The 17,769-nt window shown below is 66.8% G+C and carries 17 protein-coding genes and 1 pseudogene; 12 read left to right on the plus strand and 6 right to left on the minus strand.

The genetic code is table 11. The features are described from left to right. The first annotated feature begins 76 nt into the window (after nt 1-76). Nucleotides 77-784: a hypothetical protein gene (locus QSK36_RS12855; protein WP_285782541.1), complete on the plus strand. Its 708-nt coding sequence runs from the start codon at nt 77-79 to the stop codon at nt 782-784. A gap of 193 nt (nt 785-977) precedes the next feature. Further along, nucleotides 978-1,448, plus strand: coding sequence for a hypothetical protein (locus tag QSK36_RS12860; protein ID WP_285782542.1), 471 nt, complete (start codon nt 978-980; stop codon nt 1,446-1,448). A gap of 80 nt (nt 1,449-1,528) precedes the next feature. Here QSK36_RS12860 and QSK36_RS12865 read toward each other — a convergent pair whose 3' ends face one another. Then, nucleotides 1,529-2,023, minus strand: a complete 495-nt coding sequence (locus tag QSK36_RS12865; RefSeq protein WP_285782543.1) for a hypothetical protein — start codon at nt 2,021-2,023, stop codon at nt 1,529-1,531. A 242-nt stretch (nt 2,024-2,265) separates the two neighbouring features. On the opposite strand from QSK36_RS12865, the gene QSK36_RS12870 reads away from it, so the two are divergent. The 6 genes and pseudogenes from QSK36_RS12870 to QSK36_RS12895 all read left to right on the plus strand — a co-directional run. Then, on the plus strand, nt 2,266-3,351 hold the full coding sequence (locus QSK36_RS12870; RefSeq protein WP_285782544.1) for a DUF418 domain-containing protein: 1,086 nt from the start codon (nt 2,266-2,268) through the stop codon (nt 3,349-3,351). A 230-nt stretch (nt 3,352-3,581) separates the two neighbouring features. Next, nucleotides 3,582-4,484 carry an ABC transporter ATP-binding protein gene (locus tag QSK36_RS12875; protein WP_183537691.1) on the plus strand — a complete coding sequence of 301 codons (903 nt, stop codon included), beginning with the start codon at nt 3,582-3,584 and terminating at the stop codon, nt 4,482-4,484. After that, a complete protein-coding gene (locus tag QSK36_RS12880) occupies nt 4,481-5,500 on the plus strand; it encodes an ABC-2 membrane transporter-related protein (RefSeq protein WP_285782545.1) in 1,020 nt (339 codons plus the stop codon). The genes QSK36_RS12875 and QSK36_RS12880 overlap by 4 nt, the downstream gene beginning before the upstream one ends. A gap of 115 nt (nt 5,501-5,615) precedes the next feature. After that, a complete protein-coding gene (locus QSK36_RS12885) occupies nt 5,616-6,113 on the plus strand; it encodes a hypothetical protein (protein ID WP_285782546.1) in 498 nt (165 codons plus the stop codon). 2 nt (nt 6,114-6,115) lie between these two features. After that, entirely contained in the window at nt 6,116-7,342 is a 1,227-nt protein-coding gene (locus tag QSK36_RS12890) for a sensor histidine kinase (RefSeq protein ID WP_285782547.1), read from the plus strand. Continuing rightward, a pseudogene (locus QSK36_RS12895) lies at nt 7,339-7,537 on the plus strand (response regulator transcription factor); the annotation flags it as partial. The gene QSK36_RS12890 and the pseudogene QSK36_RS12895, both read left to right, overlap by 4 nt. A gap of 153 nt (nt 7,538-7,690) precedes the next feature. On the opposite strand, the gene QSK36_RS12900 reads toward QSK36_RS12895, so the two are convergent. After that, the gene (locus QSK36_RS12900; protein WP_285782548.1) at nt 7,691-8,377 is read right to left on the minus strand and encodes a winged helix-turn-helix transcriptional regulator; all 687 of its coding nucleotides are present in this window, start codon (nt 8,375-8,377) and stop codon (nt 7,691-7,693) included. Between the two features lie 87 nt (nt 8,378-8,464). On the opposite strand from QSK36_RS12900, the gene QSK36_RS12905 reads away from it, so the two are divergent. Continuing rightward, entirely contained in the window at nt 8,465-9,616 is a 1,152-nt protein-coding gene (locus QSK36_RS12905; RefSeq protein WP_285782549.1) for an acyl-CoA dehydrogenase family protein, read from the plus strand. Nucleotides 9,617-9,867: 251 nt separating this feature from the next. Here QSK36_RS12905 and QSK36_RS43475 read toward each other — a convergent pair whose 3' ends face one another. The 3 genes from QSK36_RS43475 to QSK36_RS12915 all read right to left on the minus strand — a co-directional run bounded on the left by QSK36_RS43475 (nt 9,868) and on the right by QSK36_RS12915 (nt 11,254). After that, on the minus strand, nt 9,868-10,458 hold the full coding sequence (locus QSK36_RS43475; RefSeq protein ID WP_352240180.1) for a hypothetical protein: 591 nt from the start codon (nt 10,456-10,458) through the stop codon (nt 9,868-9,870). Continuing rightward, nucleotides 10,449-10,805: a MerR family transcriptional regulator gene (locus tag QSK36_RS43480; RefSeq protein WP_352240182.1), complete on the minus strand. Its 357-nt coding sequence runs from the start codon at nt 10,803-10,805 to the stop codon at nt 10,449-10,451. The genes QSK36_RS43475 and QSK36_RS43480 overlap by 10 nt, the downstream gene beginning before the upstream one ends. Nucleotides 10,806-11,053: 248 nt before the next feature. Next, a complete protein-coding gene (locus QSK36_RS12915; RefSeq protein ID WP_183537684.1) occupies nt 11,054-11,254 on the minus strand; it encodes a hypothetical protein in 201 nt (66 codons plus the stop codon). Between the two features lie 683 nt (nt 11,255-11,937). Between QSK36_RS12915 and QSK36_RS12920 the strand changes: the two genes are divergently transcribed. Then, nucleotides 11,938-13,401: an RICIN domain-containing protein gene (locus QSK36_RS12920; protein ID WP_221263832.1), complete on the plus strand. Its 1,464-nt coding sequence runs from the start codon at nt 11,938-11,940 to the stop codon at nt 13,399-13,401. Nucleotides 13,402-13,542: 141 nt separating this feature from the next. Continuing rightward, complete coding sequence (locus QSK36_RS12925) at nt 13,543-14,064, plus strand: ATP-binding protein (protein ID WP_182898067.1); 522 nt, start codon at nt 13,543-13,545, stop codon at nt 14,062-14,064. 282 nt (nt 14,065-14,346) lie between these two features. On the opposite strand, the gene QSK36_RS12930 is transcribed toward QSK36_RS12925, so the two are convergent. Continuing rightward, nucleotides 14,347-15,489 carry a serine hydrolase domain-containing protein gene (locus QSK36_RS12930; RefSeq protein ID WP_285782550.1) on the minus strand — a complete coding sequence of 381 codons (1,143 nt, stop codon included), beginning with the start codon at nt 15,487-15,489 and terminating at the stop codon, nt 14,347-14,349. 916 nt (nt 15,490-16,405) lie between these two features. Here QSK36_RS12930 and QSK36_RS12935 point away from each other — a divergent pair. Continuing rightward, on the plus strand, nt 16,406-17,758 hold the full coding sequence (locus QSK36_RS12935; RefSeq protein WP_502883305.1) for a tyrosine-type recombinase/integrase: 1,353 nt from the start codon (nt 16,406-16,408) through the stop codon (nt 17,756-17,758). The last annotated feature ends 11 nt before the right edge of the window (nt 17,759-17,769 follow it).

Genomic DNA, 17,769 nt, shown 5'->3' on the forward strand with positions numbered 1-17,769 from the left:
GTGGACACGCACCCGGGTTTTCCCGGCCTTGCCCGGCGGTGGAGGGCATATTGCCTTTGTGACAACGGGCAGGTGTGTGAGGGACCTTCTGGCGGCAGGGATCGCCGACGGCATTCTCGTCTGGGGTGCGGTTGGTGCGTGGACAGCCGCTACGGTCGGCAACTACCCCTGGAACGCCTGGGTCCCGATCGCCTACGGAGCCGGCAAAGGTGTCTTCCTCGGTCTGCTCGCCGGACTCGGTGCCGCCACAGGGCTGACAAGGTGGGCGCGGCGCACTCCGAAGTCCATCGCCTTCGTCGGCGCCCTCGTCGGCGGCTCGATTCTGGGCACTGTCGAAGACTTCAACGGCCCACCTGCACCTATGGTCTACTTCATGCCGCCGATGCCGGATGAGCGCTGGTACTGGTCCACCATGCTCATCCATTGGTCCGGCAAGATCATGGTGCCGGCTGTCGTTTGTGCCGTCAGCCTTGTCATGTTCGTCGGCCGCCTTATCCGGGAACCGTACCCGGCAAGGCTGTCCGTCGTGACTAACTCGATGCTCGCCCTGGCAGGGGTGGCGCTGCTACTCCTTCCGGAGATCGCGTCAAGCGTCGTCCCTGAGGTGCAGGGCAACGGGCAGCACGTGAACGAGGGAATCATCGCAGCCCTCTACTGCTGGGCGATAGCCATACCCGTGATCGCCGTGGGCATCTGGCGACTCCTTCGCCGTTCTGCCTCCAGCTCAGTACTTCCGCCCGGAGATGCCTCCGCTGGAGCGCTTGAGACTCGAACCCCGCATTGACGGATTACAGCCGATCGACGCCCTGGGCACATGGCCTCTGAATCGGGGGTATGTGTTCAGGGGACTCCAGCCGTGTCCGGTCGCGTCTGGCGGCGATGCCGTCGCCGGTTGCCGTCCGTCGCCGTCAGCAAGTAGTGAGTTGGTGCACGGCTCTTGCCAAGAAATGTCATCGGCTGGGGTTACTGTCGCTGCCATGCGGATACCTGACCTGATCCCCATTTCCTGCGAGCCCGATTACCACACCGACACCATCGGCACCCATGCTGGAGGCTTGTTCTTCGGAGGGGTGTGCAGGGGATGGCCGGTCGCGGCGTATGAAGAGGTAGGGGAGTGGCCCTGGCGTGATGAGCATGATGAGCCGATGCCGGGGCCATGGTTCGCGATCCTTCATCTGTTCGACCACGATGGTCGGCACCTCAGCTCTGAGATCGGTCCCTTTGCGGACGGCGCCGAGGCAGATCAGGCGTTGCAACGGATGCTGGCCTGCTTGCAGGACGTCGAGTATGGGGACATCGCCGTTCGTCTCTTCCGTGTGGACGCCCACGACTGCGTGTTCGGTCTCATAGACGAGACGGACAGAGCCGAAGACGGCGACGGCTATGTCGAGTACTACCCCAACCAGATCGGGTTCTACGAGCCCTGGGATGGCTCCTACGACACCTGATGGCCTCTCCGTAGCCCTCGCCGGTCAGTACCTCCATGGCTACACTGCAAGGCGATTCGGCCGTCCGGCTGTGAGCTACATCAAGACCCTTGCGCTGACGACTGAAGAACCACGAGGTTTTCTGCCCCGGCCGCCATGTTCAAGGCTCGAAACAGTTGTTCATTACGTTTATCGAGTTCCTCGTTGAGCCCATCAGAGCTGGGCGGATCGTAGGATGAGAGCGGGTCAACCGAAACCTCCACCTCTCTCCACTTGTCTGACTTCATCAATACTGATGGCGATGGGAAGGCATCACTGAGTCTCCAGCCGCGCTTTTTGAGGCTATGCGTAGCAGAGGCAAGGGCGTCGGTGGTGTCCGTGGCTCCGGTGTCGATCACCAGAACATCCATGATCTCGGTCAGGCCGTCCCAGTACCATTCGGCTGTGGTTTGAGCCACCAGCTTTCCTGTCGAGCGCATATCGACGACGACTCCGGTAGGCGCCCGAGACGTACCAGGGAAAAACTCTGAATGGCAACCAGAAATAAGGTTGATGATCAATGCGGACACCAGAGCCGGCAGAGTGATGCGAGTCATGCTCTCATGAGAGTCGAAGCCCTGTAGGTCGGACCGAAATCTACCCTCGACGCTCGTCATGCTAGACGACAAAGGCCCAACGGAAGTGATCTCGGCAGGGGCTACCAGAATGGAGCCTCGTGATCGCCTAAGGCCAGACACCCGCCCTCGCCGATCTATCGGCCGGAAGTACGATCTCGGGCGCCGCGGACCCTGCTTTCGACCGATGCCGTCCCCCTGGGGCCCTTGCAGGATGAGGCCCCATGCCACGCGAAGAACTCCCGCAGGATTCGCCTCCCAAGGACCCGGCCAGCCATCCCGCCCACCGTCTCCCGTCTGAAGGGCCCGCCGCCGCCTCCGCCGATCGGGCCCAGGCCGTTGCGCTCTCCTCGGGTCGGCCCCGGATCATCGCGCTCGACGTACTGCGCGGGTTCACGCTGTGCGAGATCCTGCTCGCCAACATCCAGCTGATAGCCAACGGCGGCACCGCCGTTGCCGCGCAGCCCATGGGGAACTGGGACCCCTGGCTCGGGCTCCCGATCTTTTCCCTGTTGTTCGGTATCGGGTTCTCGCTGTTGCTGGACTCCGCTGCGAACCGCGTCCTCCGCCCACGGCTGGTCCTGCTGCGCCGGCTTCTGGCGCTGCTCGCGATCGGCCTGGTGCATATGCTGCTGTGGCCGGGTGAAGTCCTGACCAAGTACGCCATCGTCGGCATGCTGGTGTTGCTGCCCTCGAGCTGGCTGCCGCGGTGGGCCGTGGCCGGCCTCTCCGCCGCGCTCGTGACGGTGGCGATGATCGGCGGGGGTGGGCCCCTGCTGATTGCCGGACTGTTCCTGCTGGGCTCGGCATTGGTCCGATACGGGGTGATCGATCTGATCGAGCAGTCCACCCGAGGACCGGTCCTGCTGGGCCTGGTCTTCACGGCGGGACTTGCCTCTGCCCTATGGGTACAGGCGAGCATGCGGGCCGTAGGGGCCACGACGCAGCTGCCTTTCACGTCTACCCTGGCTGATCTGCTACTCGCCGGTGTGTATGTGTGCGTCGTGTTGATCCTGCTCAGAACGCCGCTGCGACCGGCGCTGCAGTTCGTCTTCGCGCCGCTGGGCCGGATGGCACTGACCAATTATCTGACCGCCACGCTCCTCGTTCTGGCGGCCAGTCACCTCCTCGGCCTGCCGATCGGCCAATCGTTGTCGGCGGCGTTCCAGGCCGCGGGAATCATTCTCACGGCCCAGTGGCTGTTGTCCACCCTTTGGCTTCGCCGCTACCGCCAGGGCCCCGTCGAGTGGCTCTGGCGCTGGGCCACCTGGGCCCACCGCCCGCCCCTCAACCGGGGCAGGACCTCATGAACTCGGTTGTCCGTGCAGGCCACAGAGGGTGCGTGATGGCTGGCTACCGGCCAGGTCCCGGGCCGGGCGCCGGCGGCTTCATCTGCTGGGACGACTCCCTCATTCTGGAACGATCAGTAAGACGGCAGTCCGACGCAGGGCATCGAACCAGCCGTAAGTACGATCGCCGACGGTGCGAATCGTGCCTTCGGCCGGTGACCCGGGGCGGCGCCGCTCTCGACGATGGACCCATGTCGGAAGAGGAATCCGTCCCTGTGCTGCGAGCCGAGGGATTGACGAAAAGGTACGGCCGCCGGGAGGCGTTGAGCGGGGTCGATCTGAACGTTCCGGCCGGTCGCGTCGTCGGTCTGGTCGGCCCGAACGGGGCCGGCAAATCGACCCTGCTGAATCTGGCCTGCGGGCTGCAGGAGCCGACGTCGGGCTCGTTGCGCGTTCTGGGGTCCCGTCCGGCGGCGAGTGCCGCGCACCTGGCCCGAGTGGGGTTCGTGGCGCAGAACACCCCGGTGTATCCGTCGTTCAGCGTGGCCGACCACCTTCGTCTGGGCGCGCGCCTGAACCCGTCGTGGGACCAGGGCCTGGCCGAGCGGCGCCTCACGCAGGTCGGGCTCGACCCGGGCCAGAAGGCGGGACGGCTGTCGGGCGGTCAGCGCGCGCAGCTGGCGCTGACGATCGCCGCCGCCAAGCGCCCCGAGCTGTTGATCTTCGATGAGCCGGCCGCCGCGCTGGACCCGCTGGCGCGCCAGGGGTTCCTGGTGAGCCTGCTGGAGTTCGTCGCCGAACTCGGTGCCAGCGCTGTGCTGTCATCGCATCTGCTCGGTGACATCGAGCAGGCATGCGACCACCTCATCGTGCTGTGCGACTCGCGGATTCAGGTCGCCGGCGAGGTCCGGGACCTGCTGGCCGCCCACCACCGGCTGGTCGCGCTCCGCGGCGAGCTCGACCGGCTGCCCGCAGGGGTCGAGGTCATTCGGACCGAGCACCACGCCCAGTCCAGCAGCGCCGTGGTGCGCTCCGACCTCCCGCCGTCGGAGATCCCGTTCCGGGCTGAGCCTGTCACGCTCGAAGAGCTGGTGCTCGCTTACATGTCGCGGGCGACCGCGCCCGTCGCCGTGGCCGGGGAGGGAGTGCGATGATCTGGCTGAACTGGCGGCAGTTTCGCCTCCAGGCGCTCGTCGGCGCCTTGGGACTCGCCCTGGTCGCCGTGTACCTGCTGCACCTGGGCATGGACATCCGGGACGCCTACGACGCCTACCGGTCCCGGTGCACCGACCCCGCCGGCTGCGCGCAGGCCAGCAGCCAGTTCCAAAGCGCCTACAAGAACACGCTGCTGTTCCTGGCCGGCGGGCTCGGGTTGATCCCCGTCATCATCGGGATGTTCTGGGGGGCGCCGCTGATCGCGCGGGAACTGGAACTCGGCACCCATCGGCTGGTGTGGAACCAGAGCGTGACCCGCCGCCGCTGGCTCATCGGCAGGATGGCGTTCGTCGGCGTGGCCGCGATGGCCCTGACGGGCCTGGTCACCCTGCTGCTCACCTGGGCGGCCTCCCCGTACGACCGGGTCGCATCCGACCGGTTCGGCACGGTGGAGTTCGGTGCCCGCAACATCGCTCCGATCGGCTACGCCTTCCTCGCCTTCACCCTCGGCACCATCGTCGGCCTGCTGGTGCGCCGGACTCTGCCGGCGATGGCCATCACGGGCGTGGTCTTCCTCGTCGTCCAGTTCGTCGTGCCGAACCTGGTGCGGCCGCATCTCATGGCGCCGGAGAAGGCGTCCCTGCCGATGACCGCGCAGGCCATCAATAAAGCCAGGAACCTGGGCAGCATCACCGGTGCCCCGGTCATCGGCGGCCTGCAGGTGCCCGGCGCCCCCGACGCGTGGATCAGCCAGACCAGCCCGCTGCGCACCGCCGACGGGCGAACGGTGAGCGAGAGCACGTTCAACGAATGCCTCGACGCCCCGCCCAAGACCGGCACCGGCGGCACGTTCGGTGACGCCGCGGTGTGCCTGTCCGAACTCGACCTGCACGTTGACATCGAGTATCAGCCCAGCAGCCGGTACTGGCTGTTCCAACTGGCCGAAACCGGGCTCTATCTGGTGGCGGGCGCGTTTCTCACCGCCATCGCTGTGCGGCGCGTCAGGCGCGCCTGACGCCATGAGGCGCACTGATTCTCCGTCCCGGCCGCCTATTCCGAAAACTAGGTTCCTCATGCCGCTTGCCGACAGTCATGGAAAAGATGCCGGTCCGTCTCCAGCGGAACCGGCTGTGCTGGTCAACATCGGGTTGGGCGTGGTGTTCGTCCTGGGCATCGTCTTCACCGCGTACATGCTCATCGGTAGCTGGGGCGGCGCCTACTGGGTCCACACCACCGCCGTCGCGGTGGTGATGTGCGGGCTGGCGCTGCTGCGCGAGCGAGGAAGGCCGTGGACGGCGGCGGCGGGCGTCGTCATCACTGCCGTCGCCGTCGGGGTGTCCCTGGTCGGCGACCTGCCGCAGGAGCCGTCCCCCACGGCGGCTCTGGCCCTTGCCGTGCTCGTCGGTTCCTCCATCAGAACGCTGCCGGTACTGCCGGCCGCCGCCATCGCCGCAGGCGGCGTCGCGGTGACCGCGTTCGTATGGGTCTGCGGGCCCACCGGCGTGACGACCACGGCGACCCTGCTGGTGGTCGGCGGGCTGATCGCCGGGCCGTTGCTGCGCGCGTTCGCCCTTGTCCGGCGGTCCGGCGCTCCGTCGTCGCCGCCGCTCGGCCGGCCTGAGCAGTAGAAATGGAACGCAACCGGGACGTGCCGGGCATCATCCTGCCGGACAGCGCCGCCGGACGGCGCATCGATAGGCTGACCGGCATGACCCTTGCGGAGGGATGGGGCCGGGTCGCCTCCGTGGCCGGGCTCGGCGCCGTTCTGCTGGCGGCGATCGCGGTGCAGGCCGCCGCCATCGCACAGAGCTGGGGCTCCTGGTACTGGGTGCCAGGCAGCGTCTGCGCGGCGGCGGTGTGCCTGCCGGCGTTGCTGGCGCCGCGCCGGCCGCTCTGGCCGGCGGTCGCGGGGCTCGGCGTCGCGGTCGCGGCCATCGTGGCCACCCGTGTGGCCGGCCCTGACCTTCCCGCCGAACCCAGCCCGGCCATGACCCTGGGGTTGGCGGTGCTGACCGGTTCCGCGCTCCGGGCCCTTGCGCCGGTACCGGCCGGTGCCATCGCGGCCGCCGGGCCTGTGGTGATCATCGTCGGTCAGCTCGCCGCCGGGCCGCCGTCCGCCGGCCTCCCGGCGGTGACGGCACTGGACGGCTTGGTCTGGCTGGCCGGCGCCGGGGCCGGGCTGACGCTGCGGACGTTGGACGCGCGGGCGTCGGCCGCCGCCGAGCGGGTGCGCCGGGCCGAGCGACTGGAGCTGGCCCGGGAACTGCACGACGTCGTGGCCCACCACGTCACAGGCATGGTCGTCCAGGCACAGGGCGTCCAGGTGGTCGCGCGGCGGAATCCCGAGCAGGTGACCGAATACCTCAGCGAGATGGAGACCGCCGGCACCGAGGCCCTGGCCGCGATGCGCCGCGTCGTCGGGCTGCTGCGCGACGCCGACGACGCCGCACCGTCGTCCCCCGGGCCGGAGCGGCTCGGCGCGCTGGTCGAGCGTTTCGGCAGGAAGGGCCCGGCGGTGCGTCTGAGCCTGCCGGGCGGGGATGCCACGTGGCCGCCGGAGGTGACCAGCACCGTCTACCGCATCGTCCAGGAGGCGCTGACCAACGTGCTGCGGCACGCGCCCAAGGCCCGCTCCGTCACGGTCACCGTCGAGCAGAACCCGCAGGACGTCACCGTCGAGGTCACCGACGACGCCCCGGCGGCCCCGGCCCGGCACGGTCATCGCGGCGGCTACGGTCTGATCGGCATGCGCGAACGCGTCGAGACACTCGGCGGCTCGCTGCGCGCCGGACCACGGCCCGGCGCCGGCTGGTCGGTGCGGGCGACCCTGCCCGCCCCCGCCAGGAAGTCACGATGACCATCTCGGTCCTGCTCGCCGACGACCAGTCGATGATCCGCCGAGGGCTGCGGCTGATTCTGGAGGACCAGCCCGACATCACGGTCGTCGGGGAGGCGCCCGATGGGGCCGAGGGTCGCCATGGCCTGGCGGCTGCGCCCCGACGTGTGCCTGGTGGACATCAGGATGCCTCGGCTCGACGGCATCGAGGTGACCAGCGGGAAGATCGGGTGATCTGGCTGGCTCTCGCTCATCATGTCCCCCTTGCCGCTCGTCCTGCTTCCTCAAGGGAACGGAGCGCATCATGTGATCGCACGGCTTCTTGTCCGGCGAATGCCACGTCCCCCGAAATGAATACCGCGATTGGGGTCAGCTCACCCGGTGCGGGCGGGGGACCTGGGCGAATGTGGACAGCCTGAACCACCGGGGCAGGGCGCGGCGCGCCGCTTCCGGGCCGTGCACCTCGACAACGCCGGAGCGGAGGGCGTCGGACCAGGTGAGATCGCCACGCCAGATCTCGGTCATCCGCCGCAGGCCCACGATCACCTTCACCGTCAGGGGATAGCCGGGATCGTCGTCGCATACGTCGACGTCGCCGGGGGTGATGACCAGCCACCAGTCGCGGGTGTGCGCTGCCACATCCGTGAAGCTGAACTGCACCACCGTGCGCTGTTCAGGGATGACATCGTGGTCGACGTTGCGGTGCATGTCCCACAGCAGCAACTGCGGATCGAGGTCCTCGTCGCCAAGCTCCGGGATCCAGCGGATGCCCCAGGCGCCCAGTGCTTCGACCACCGGCCGCAGCTCCTGCCCGGCCGGGGTGAGCAGGTACCGCACCCGGTTGCCGTCTGGGCGGCGCTCCAGGACTCCGGCCCGCTCCAACCGGTTGAGCCGCCTGGACAGCAGAGAGGGGGACATCCTCGGCACCCCGCGGCGCAGCTCGTTGAAGTACCGGCTTCCGGTGACCAGCTCCCGGATGATGAGCAGTGTCCAACGCTCGTCGAGCAGCTCCATCGCCTTCGCGACGGGACAGAATTGTCCGTACGAGGAACCCACGCCGCTCAGCGTAACCCCGAGACGAAACCACCAGGTGGTACACATCTCGTACTAGAGACGGCCTCCCGGCCTTTCTAGCGTCGAGCCATGACTCTGACGATGAACCAACCCCTGCACGATGCCGACGTCGTCGCACTGGCCGCCGAAGTAGGACGGAAATGCGCCCCTACCGAGGCGCGGCACGACCTGGACGCGACCTTCGTCGCCGAGGGCTACCAGGCGATGCAGGATCACGGCTACCTGAGGCTGGCCGTACCCACGGAGTTCGGTGGCCTGGGAGCCGCGCTGCGTCAGGTGGTGCTGGCCGAGGGCGAGCTCGCCCGCCATGCCGGATCGGCCGCGCTGGCCGCCGCCATGCACCTCTATATGACCCTGGTCCAGTGCTGGCGGCACCGTCGAGGCGCGCCGGACGCCGAAGGCGCGCTGCGCCGAATCGCCGGGGACGGGCTGATCATGGCTACCAGCGGTGGATCGGACTGGGTGTGCCCGACGACGACGGCCGTCGAGGTCGACGGCGGGTTCCGGTTCACCGGACGGAAGACCTTCTGCTCGCAGGCGCCGGTCGCTACCGTCATCTCCACCTCGGCAGTGCTCGGAGAACCCGGACCCGACGCCGAGGTGCTGCACGCGGGAGTACCGCTGTCCAGCCCCGGCGTGTCGCTGGTCGAGACCTGGGACACCCTCGGCATGCGTGGCACCGCCAGCCATGACCTGGTATTCGAGGACGTGTTCGTCCCGGCCGACAAGATCCTCGGTCGCCGGCCGTACGGGAAGCTCTCGGGCCCGCTGCTGGTCGCCGCCATTCACTTCGCGCCCGTCGTGAGCGCGGTGTATCTGGGCATCGCACGGGGGGCGTACGACGAGGCGCTCCGAGTCCTCGGCGCGCGTGCCGGGGACCCGGCTCCGGCGGCGGTTCGGCAGCTGGGGGAGATGGCCGCCCGCCTGCGGGTGGCCTGGTGGGCGCTGCTCGCCGCCGTCGAAGAGGTCGGCGACGACCCGCCCGCGGACGAGCCGACCTTGATCACGTTGATGGTGGCCAAGCGGCACGCCGTGTGTGAGGCCAAGGCCATCGTCGACCTCGCCCTCGACGTCGTGGGAGGTGCCGCCTTCTTCCGGACCTCCCTATTGGAACGGGCATATCGGGACGTTCGGGGCGGCCCGTTCCACCCCCTCACCCCCGAGGCGACCTTGGCTCTGGTCGGCACCGCCGCACTGGCCAGTGCGGAGCGCACACCATGACCGGTGTCCTTCTCACTGAGACCTGCCGCCGACCGGCAGCAGGTCTCGGCAGTTGAAGTCGCATGCGGCCGTACCCGCCCCGATACCTTCGACGTTCCTGCCCGGCTCACGGTGTCCCGCCCGGAGAACCGTGACCGGGAACGCCGACGGCACCACGACAATGACCCGGAACCTCGCCATGGTCGCCGCCGGATGACGGTCAAACGATCAAGGGCCTGACCGCTGTCTCTTGCGTCCTGTTCGGCCTCGCGCTACCGCTCCATGTGGGCACGCAGAGCCTGGATGAACCAATCGAACACTGGGGCCAGGCTCTCGGGGACCGGCCAGCCGTTGATCACGGCCAGCAGCTGCCAGTACCGCTCCACGCGGGGATCGTTGGCGGTTTCCAAGCGCGTCAGCAGCCAACGCTGCAGGTTGGCGTCGTCGGGGCGGCCGAAGACGTGCGCGTAGCGGGCCATGAGCGCTGTGATCACAGGGGCGGCCTGGGGCGAGGCCGGGGCGACACCGGCTGCCAGTGCCTGGCCGACCCGGTCGCGGACGGCGTCGGTGAGGTCATGGTGCAGGCCCGTGGTGTCGCCTTGAGCGCGTTCGGCCGCCTGGTACTCGGCCATCCGGCGCACGGAGGCGCGGAAGTCCGGGTCCTGGGAGAGCTCGGCGAGTTCGACCCAGGCCTCGACCTGCTCCGGCGTGGGGTCGTCGGGCAGGTCGGGCATAGCCGAGCGCATCATGGCCACCAGATCGGGGTTGGCGTCGAGACCACCGAAGGTGTCGTCGATGAAGTTGCTGATATGACGTCGGCGTTCGTCATCGGAGAGCTTGGCGAGCTTGTGCATCAGGTCCATCTCCTCAGGGTGGAGCCACGCTTGGCTACCGCTCGCAGCACCGCACGCCGCAGTCGCAGGGTACGGATCTGCACCTCCAGTGCTTCGGCATGTGCTGCGGCGACCTCGGGCAGCGAGATCTCCCGGTCCAGGACCTGCCGGACGGCGGCAAGGTCGAGTCCCAGGTCGCGCAGCGTCCGCACGAGGTCCAGACGCGCGAGGGCATCGATGTCGTAGAGCCGGTAGCCGGCCGGGCTGCGGTCAGTCGGCGGCACGATTCCCGAGTCGGAGTAGAACCGTATGGTCTTGACCGTCAGCCCGGTCCGCCGAGCCAGATCGCCGATCGAGTAGAGCGTGTCGCCGTCCATACTCCGTACCCTCGCGCCTCCCCCTGCTGGAGACTCAAGCTCCTCTTCCCGGCCGCTGTTCCACTCCAGCGGATCGGCAAGCCGCATCCCGTCCACACGGGCCTGCGATTTCAGCCCACCAAGATCCGCCGCTGTCCGGGGTTGTCCGCAGCCGTTGTCACTCAGTCGGGCGGTTGCGCTTAAGGTGCGATGTTGTCGGCTGGAACGCCCGAGGCCACGGGCCTGGCGGCAAACCCTTGAGAGGGGGGTCAGAATGTCATCCACTCGGATAAGGGGATATTGTCCCAGACTTCCATTGCCCACTCGCGGATGAGGAAGAGTGGCCGGCTGATGACAATGTCGCCTGCCCGCTGCACACGCATCACGAGTCCGAGGTCCGTCGATAGAGGGTTCCCGTCGTGCGTGTCGCGCAGGTCCAGTCCGTTTGCCGACGTGTGATCCCAGTCCACCGCTCCATTTCGGACGGCACGCGTCCGGTCCCGCACACAGCGAAACCTCCTCAGTCAAGGGCCGCCGTACCAGCAGTCGACGATGTCCTCCTTCGGCAGTGACAGAGCCATCGCCACTGGCCCGCCGTGGCCATGTTCCTCGGGTCACGGTTCGAAATCGGGAGCCTCGAACGGTGTGGCGGTGGCGACGCGGCTGAACGCGCCGTCGGCCTCCACGCCGATCGGCCCGATCTCCTCCTCCAGGATCAGCGTCCCTCCGGGTGTCCAGCAGGGACGGCCCTCGGCCTGGTAGGCCGCACTGCCCCCGGGCGGCAGGCGATCCTGTTCGTACCCTGCACCGACCGGGCCGCGATCGGAGAGCGGAACGTGTGGCCGAGGCGCGGTGGAGTTGCATTGGCACTATCGGGGCGTTGGCGTGACCAGGAAGTCTGCCTGAAATTTACAGCGGTGTCAGTCACGGACCAGCGGTTCGAGCAAGTCGTCTCCCTTTCTGTTGACGCACTCCCGCCTCCTCTCTAGCGTGAGGCCTCCATGGGTAATTGGCATTTATTTTTTGTTATCGCTAACAATGTGCTCAAGTGAAAGTTCGACCCAGCAATTCAGATCTAGTGATGGGACATTTCATGGCACTGAGCATGGCGTCTGATGGTTACTCATCAGGACCATCGCGGAGCATTCGGTCGTTGCGCCAGTTGCTGATCGCCCTTGTGCTGACCGCGCTCACCGCAGTGGCAGCCCTCGTCCCCGCGCCATCGGCCAATGCCGCCACCAGCCAATTCCGAGGCATGAACTGGGCCGTGCTGGGTGACAACTTCAGCACCGGCACGCTCGTCGTGCAGGGCCTGAGCCAGTCCGACAGCAACGCGACAGTACGGGCCAAGGCCAACGCGCTCTACGACTACATGGAATACATCATGGGGGTCAACACCGTCCGGTTGCCTATCAACACCCACACTGTGGCCAACACGAGCTGGTGGAACTCCTACCGAGGCGCCATCGACGCCGCCACCGACCGTGGATTCAAGGTCATCCTGGCCTATTGGGAGGACGGCGCAGCCTCCGGCGGCAGGATCACGAACCTCGCCGCATGGAACTCGATGTGGTCCACCGTGACCAACACATACGGCTCGAACAGCAACGTCTACTTCGAGCCGATGAACGAGCCGCACGGCTACTCATCGGCGGAATGGCGCGACGTAGCGGCGAACTGGCTCAGCACTCACACCTCGGCGGTGCCTGGCCGGGTACTCATCGGCGGTACCGGCTTCAGCCAGGACCTCCGGGACATCTGCAACGACAGCCGCTTCAACTCGACGCTGCTGTCCTTCCACTACTACGCCTTCTTCTACAGCGCGATGACCTACGACGCCTTCCGAAGCCACATTCAGACGCGTCTGGGCAACTGCGCCTCGCGCGCGGTCATGACCGAGTTCGGTGCGCCGATGAACGACGGCCGCAACTACGGCGACGCGAACAGCACCGACAACTTCGTGCGCTACCTCCGCGCCGTGGCCCAGGTCATGCGTGACAACCAGATGGGCGGCACCTACTGGCCCGCCCTCGGCGGCAAGCCGACCGACAACCTCGGCTACGACCACTACTCGATGTACGCCCTCGGCGGCAGCGGCACCAACCTCACCTTGGCCATCCGCAATCAATCCGGCGCCGACCGGGTCCGCTACGGCTGGGGCGACACCGTCCGCGACTCCACCCCTTCGCCGCAGCCGGAAACGTTCTACAGGATCGACGCGCGCCACAGCGGCAAGGCCATGGACGTCCTACAGGCGAGCACCAGCAACGGTGCGCGCGTCGACCAGTACACCTACGGCGGCAACCCATGGCAGCAGTGGCAGTTCCAGGACGCCGGCAGCGGCTACTGGCGCCTCGTCAGCCGCCACAGCGGCAAGTGTCTTGATGTGGTGGGCGCTTCAACCGCCGACGGCGCCGAGCTCATCCAGTACACCTGTGGCACCGGCGCCAATCAGCAGTTCCAGATGGTCGCCAACGGTGGCTACTTTCAGCTCCGGGCACGACACAGCGGCAAATGCGTGGACGTACCGTCCGCGTCGACCGCGGATGGCGTGATCCTCAAGCAGTATCCGTGCAACACCGGCACCAACCAGCAGTGGTCGCGCACGGCCGTCTGACGGTCGTCTCGACGTAACCGCGGATCCGCGGTACATCCCTCCCCGGTGCCGATCTCGTGCTGTGCGCTCGGTGCCGGGGATCCGGATTGCGGCGTTGTGTGGTCCGTTCCCACGGCCCGCACAGCACTAGCATCGGGCTCTGTGATCGTATGGCTTAACGGCACCCACGGCGCAGGCAAGACGACGACCGCTCCACTCGTGCAGCAACTGATCCCGAATTCACGGGTGTTCGACGCCGAGAAGGTAGGCGAGACACTCATGGACATCACGCCGGGGCTGCCGGCGACCGACAACTTCCAACACTGGCCGCCGTGGCGGCCACTCGTAGTCGAGACCGCCCGCCTCGTACTCGACTACACCGGCGGCACTCTGGTGATGCCCATGACCGTCCTGGTCGAGCAGTACTGGCGCGAAATCAGCATGGGCCTCACCCAACATGCCATTCCGGTACGACACTTCGTCCTCCACGCTGACCAAGACACCCTCCGCAGGCGCATCGAGGGGGACACTCTTCTTGGCCCCTCCCCCTTCCGTCTCAGATACCTTGAGCCCTACGCCGAGGCGGCCCGCGCGTGGCTACACGGCGAGGCCGAGGTCGTCGACACCACGCACCTAACACCGGCCCAGGTCGCACTGCAGATCGCAGAGGCCGTCAAAAGTTGAGGTTCGCCCCCGCGCGAAAACTGTGCACCCCGGTGAACGTTTTCCGTCACAGCACGAGTAATTGTCAGTACCTGTGGATCAAGATCCTTCAAGCAGCGATGGGTGACTGCGAGCATCGGCAGCACCCAGAGTCGCCGTGGCGGATGCATTCAACCAGGATCTCCACCCGTCCCCGGCGAGACTAATGACGAGGTTGGCCCGAAGGACCACTCAGACCCAGTCAGACGGGCCAACCCACTCTTCATAACGCGATCCAGAGAAACGATCTAGCGGAGAACAGGTCTAGCCAGCGGCAGTCGCAGGGCAGAACACCGACGCGAGGGCTTGGTCGATACGCTGCGCCACAGCACCGCGCTCGGCGTCATCCATGGCCACCGTCACGGAAACCGCGAACTGCAGCCGCCCGTCCGGGGAGGTGTAGGTCGCGGCGACGAAGCCAGGGGCGCTGCCGCCACGTGGCTGGAAGGCCGGCTTGCCCATACACGGACCGCCCTGCGGCGGCGACGGCTGGCCGGGCACCGGATCGTTGATCACTTTGCGCAGGGAGTCCGGCAGCAGCTTGCCTTGGATGAACGCGCGTTGGAAGGCGCTGATGTCATGCGCGGTGGAGATCACGCCGCCGGCGCCCAGCATGGTGGTGGCGTTGAGCTTGTCGGCGTCGAGCAGCTTGCCCGTTTCATCCTTCCTATAGCCGTGCCCATGCGGGCCCTTGATTCCCTCGGCGGCCTTGATCGGCAGGTAGGTGGCCCGCATGCCGAGCGGGGTGAAGATCCTCTGCTTGAGCTCGCTCGCCAGCGAATGCCCGGTCACCTTCTCGATGATCATGCCGAGCAGGATGTAGTTGGTGTTGGAGTAGTTGAAGGTCCCGATCTCCGATGGCCGTTGTTGCTTGCGCGAGGCGGCCAGCAAGTCGACGGGGCGATACGTGATCGTGGAGCCGAGCGGGTCGATCTCGGGGGTGAGGAAGTCGGGGATGCCCGAGGAGAGCTGGATCAGGTTGCGTACCGTGATCTCGTCGGCCCGTTCCACTAGATCCTTCTCCGCCACCTCGGGAAGCACCTCGCTGAGCTTGTCGTCCAGTTTCAGCTTGCCGCTCTCGACGAGTTGCAGGGCCACGGTGGCGGTCATGTTCTTAGTCTGCGAACCGATCCGGTAGCGGGCGGTGGAGGGGATCACGCCGCCCCCGCCGTCGAGCAGCCGGGAGCCGGCCGATCCCTTCCCGACCCGCTTACCGTTCACATACACCTCGCCGATGGCGCCCACCACGTGGCCTGACTTCACCAAGGCCTCCATCGCCTTCTGCACGTCCCCTACCTTGACCGGGGCGTTGTCCGTCGACGCGATGGCGGGCGCGGACACGCTCAGAGCCAACGCCGCGCACGCCGCCGAGACGACGCGTGCGCCTGCCGAATGACGCGAAACCATGAAGCACTCCTCCTGGCAAGCCGAAGCTCCGATGTGAAGCTCCAGTCCTAGCCAGGGAGCTGCTACATAGGCATAAGTAACAACGCCTGAGGGGTGGGGGCGACACCAAGACACGTAAGTCGCGCCGGACTCTCGCCCTGTCCAAGCGCTGCTTGGACGCGTTACAGCGGCAGAGGGAACAGCAGAAAAGGGAGCGGGAAGCCGCGGGGAAGAAGTGGCAGGAGAACAACCTCGTGTTCGCATCCAAGGTCGGGACCCCACTCGATCCCCCGGACGTAACGGCGCGACTTCCGCAATGCCATCAAGGACGCCGAGGGGGTAACCCGGCCGAGTGGGCACCCCGTGGCGTGAGCTCCGGCACAGCTTCGTCTCGCTGCTCTCAGACAACGGCCTCGCCCTGGAGGAGATCTCCCGCCTCGTCGGCCACAGCAGCTACTCGCCTGGCGATCCAGTCCAACGTCGATAGCTTACGCCGGGAGACAGAAGAGAGTCTCCTGCGTCAAGCGGTAATGGAGTCCCTCAATGCCGTTGTAACGGTTCTGCGTAAGAAGTTAGCTGAAGATCCCAGGCCAAGCGGGCTGGCACCGTGGGGCACCCGAGCCTGTAGCGCCTCCCCATGGGGAGAGATCTCCTCGCAGGCTAGTCACTCAGTTACTCACTCAGGAACGCAGAAGGCCGGTTCCGATCTTCGGAACCGGCCTCTCAGCTGGTACTACATGGTCGGGGTGGCGGGATTTGAACCCACGGCCTCTTCGTCCCGAACGGGGACGACACGTTCATTCGAGCCCCTGGTCAGATCGCTTCTGGCGCGTAAAATCCCAGGTAGAAGCCACTTTTGCAGTACCCAGTGGTGACCACGAGTGCCCACGTATGACGGAGGGTGTCACGGTCAAACGACGGTCAAACGATCAAGGAGGTGATCGACAGGTTGGGATACTCCCGGAAGCGGGTCGGCAGGGACGGCAAGCCCCGGTACACGGCCTACTACATGGACCTCAAAGGGATGGAGAAGTCCGCCGGTACGTTCTCCAGCAAGAAAGAGGCCGACAGGGCGTGGCGGGACGCCGAGAGCCTGGTCGCGCAGGGGCGAGTGGGCGACCCACGGCGGGGGCGGCAGACATTCGAGCGGTACGTGCTGGACACCTGGCTGCCGAACCACGAGATCGAGGCCACCACACGGCAGAGCTACACCTACACAATCCACCGGCATCTGATCCCCGAGTTCGGCGCGATGCGGATGATCGACATCCTTCCCGAGCATGTCCGCGCCTGGGTCGCGAGCATGAAGAAGAACGGTGTCAGCCCGGCGACCATCAAGTACGCCAAGGTCCTGCTGAGCGCGATTTTCACCACGGCCCTTAACGACCAGGTGACGTATCTGCATCCCTGCCGCGGGGTGAAGACGCCCACCGTTCCGAGGAAGCCGCGCACGATCATCACACCGGAGCAGTTCGACGTGCTCTATCAGGCGCTTCCCGATGCCGATTCGCAGCTGCTCGTGGAGACGGCGATCGAGACCGGACTGAGGTGGGGAGAGCTGACCGAGCTGCGGGTCAAGGATCTGACGCCGAGGTCGCGGATCCTGACCGTTTCCCGTGCGGTCGTCGAGGTGAACCCGAAGTTCCATCCCGACGGTGAGCGATTCATCGTGAAGGACTATCCGAAGGACAGGGAGTTCCGGCGCTTCAAGCTCACGGCGCAGATCGCGGCGAAGATCGAGGCGCACATCGAGGCGGAGAAGCTCGGGTCGAACGACCTCTTCTTCGTCTGGCGCCACGAACCCAAGGGCAAGCCGAAGCTCCGCCTCGCTCCCGATCCTGTCGAACTGGGCCTCACCGAGCCGAACGAGAAGGGGCGGAGTTACCGGCACGGGACGCTCAGTGCCTACACCGCGGGCAAGTGCCGTTGCGAGCACTGCCGCGCCGCGTTCGCCATCTACCGCGCCGGACGTCGGTCCTCTGGTAAGGACAGCCCCCGCGAGCCGCGACAGCGGGAGACCGACGGCCATATCCCGGCCGACTGGTTCCGACGGCAGGTCTGGAAGCCCGCGCTGAAGGAAGCTGACTTGGGGATCCACGTGCGGATCCACGACATGCGGCATGCACACGCCTCATGGCTACTGGCTGGCGGCGCGGACCTCCAGGTCGTGAAGGAACGACTCGGCCACGCCTCCATCGCCACCACGGAGAAGTATCTGCACACACTCGATGACGCCGACGAGACGGCTCTGGACGCGTTCTCGAAGATCCGGAACCGATCCGCGCGGTAAGCAGGTCTGCG

Source organism: Microbispora sp. NBRC 16548, assembly GCF_030268985.1.
Classification (GTDB): Bacteria; Actinomycetota; Actinomycetes; order Streptosporangiales; family Streptosporangiaceae; genus Microbispora; species Microbispora catharanthi.

What these genes read in the sequence shown, in the direction of transcription:
- QSK36_RS12860 (WP_285782542.1), top strand. Translation starts at nt 978, where the DNA reads ATGCGGATACCTGACCTGATCCCCATTTCCTGCGAGCCCGATTACCAC.
- QSK36_RS12865 (WP_285782543.1), bottom strand. Translation starts at nt 2,023, where the DNA reads ATGACTCGCATCACTCTGCCGGCTCTGGTGTCCGCATTGATCATCAAC.
- QSK36_RS12870 (WP_285782544.1), top strand. Translation starts at nt 2,266, where the DNA reads ATGCCACGCGAAGAACTCCCGCAGGATTCGCCTCCCAAGGACCCGGCC.
- QSK36_RS12875 (WP_183537691.1), top strand. Translation starts at nt 3,582, where the DNA reads ATGTCGGAAGAGGAATCCGTCCCTGTGCTGCGAGCCGAGGGATTGACG.
- QSK36_RS12880 (WP_285782545.1), top strand. Translation starts at nt 4,481, where the DNA reads ATGATCTGGCTGAACTGGCGGCAGTTTCGCCTCCAGGCGCTCGTCGGC.
- QSK36_RS12890 (WP_285782547.1), top strand. Translation starts at nt 6,116, where the DNA reads ATGGAACGCAACCGGGACGTGCCGGGCATCATCCTGCCGGACAGCGCC.
- QSK36_RS12905 (WP_285782549.1), top strand. Translation starts at nt 8,465, where the DNA reads ATGACTCTGACGATGAACCAACCCCTGCACGATGCCGACGTCGTCGCA.
- QSK36_RS43475 (WP_352240180.1), bottom strand. Translation starts at nt 10,458, where the DNA reads ATGGACCTGATGCACAAGCTCGCCAAGCTCTCCGATGACGAACGCCGA.
- QSK36_RS43480 (WP_352240182.1), bottom strand. Translation starts at nt 10,805, where the DNA reads ATGGACGGCGACACGCTCTACTCGATCGGCGATCTGGCTCGGCGGACC.
- QSK36_RS12930 (WP_285782550.1), bottom strand. Translation starts at nt 15,489, where the DNA reads ATGGTTTCGCGTCATTCGGCAGGCGCACGCGTCGTCTCGGCGGCGTGC.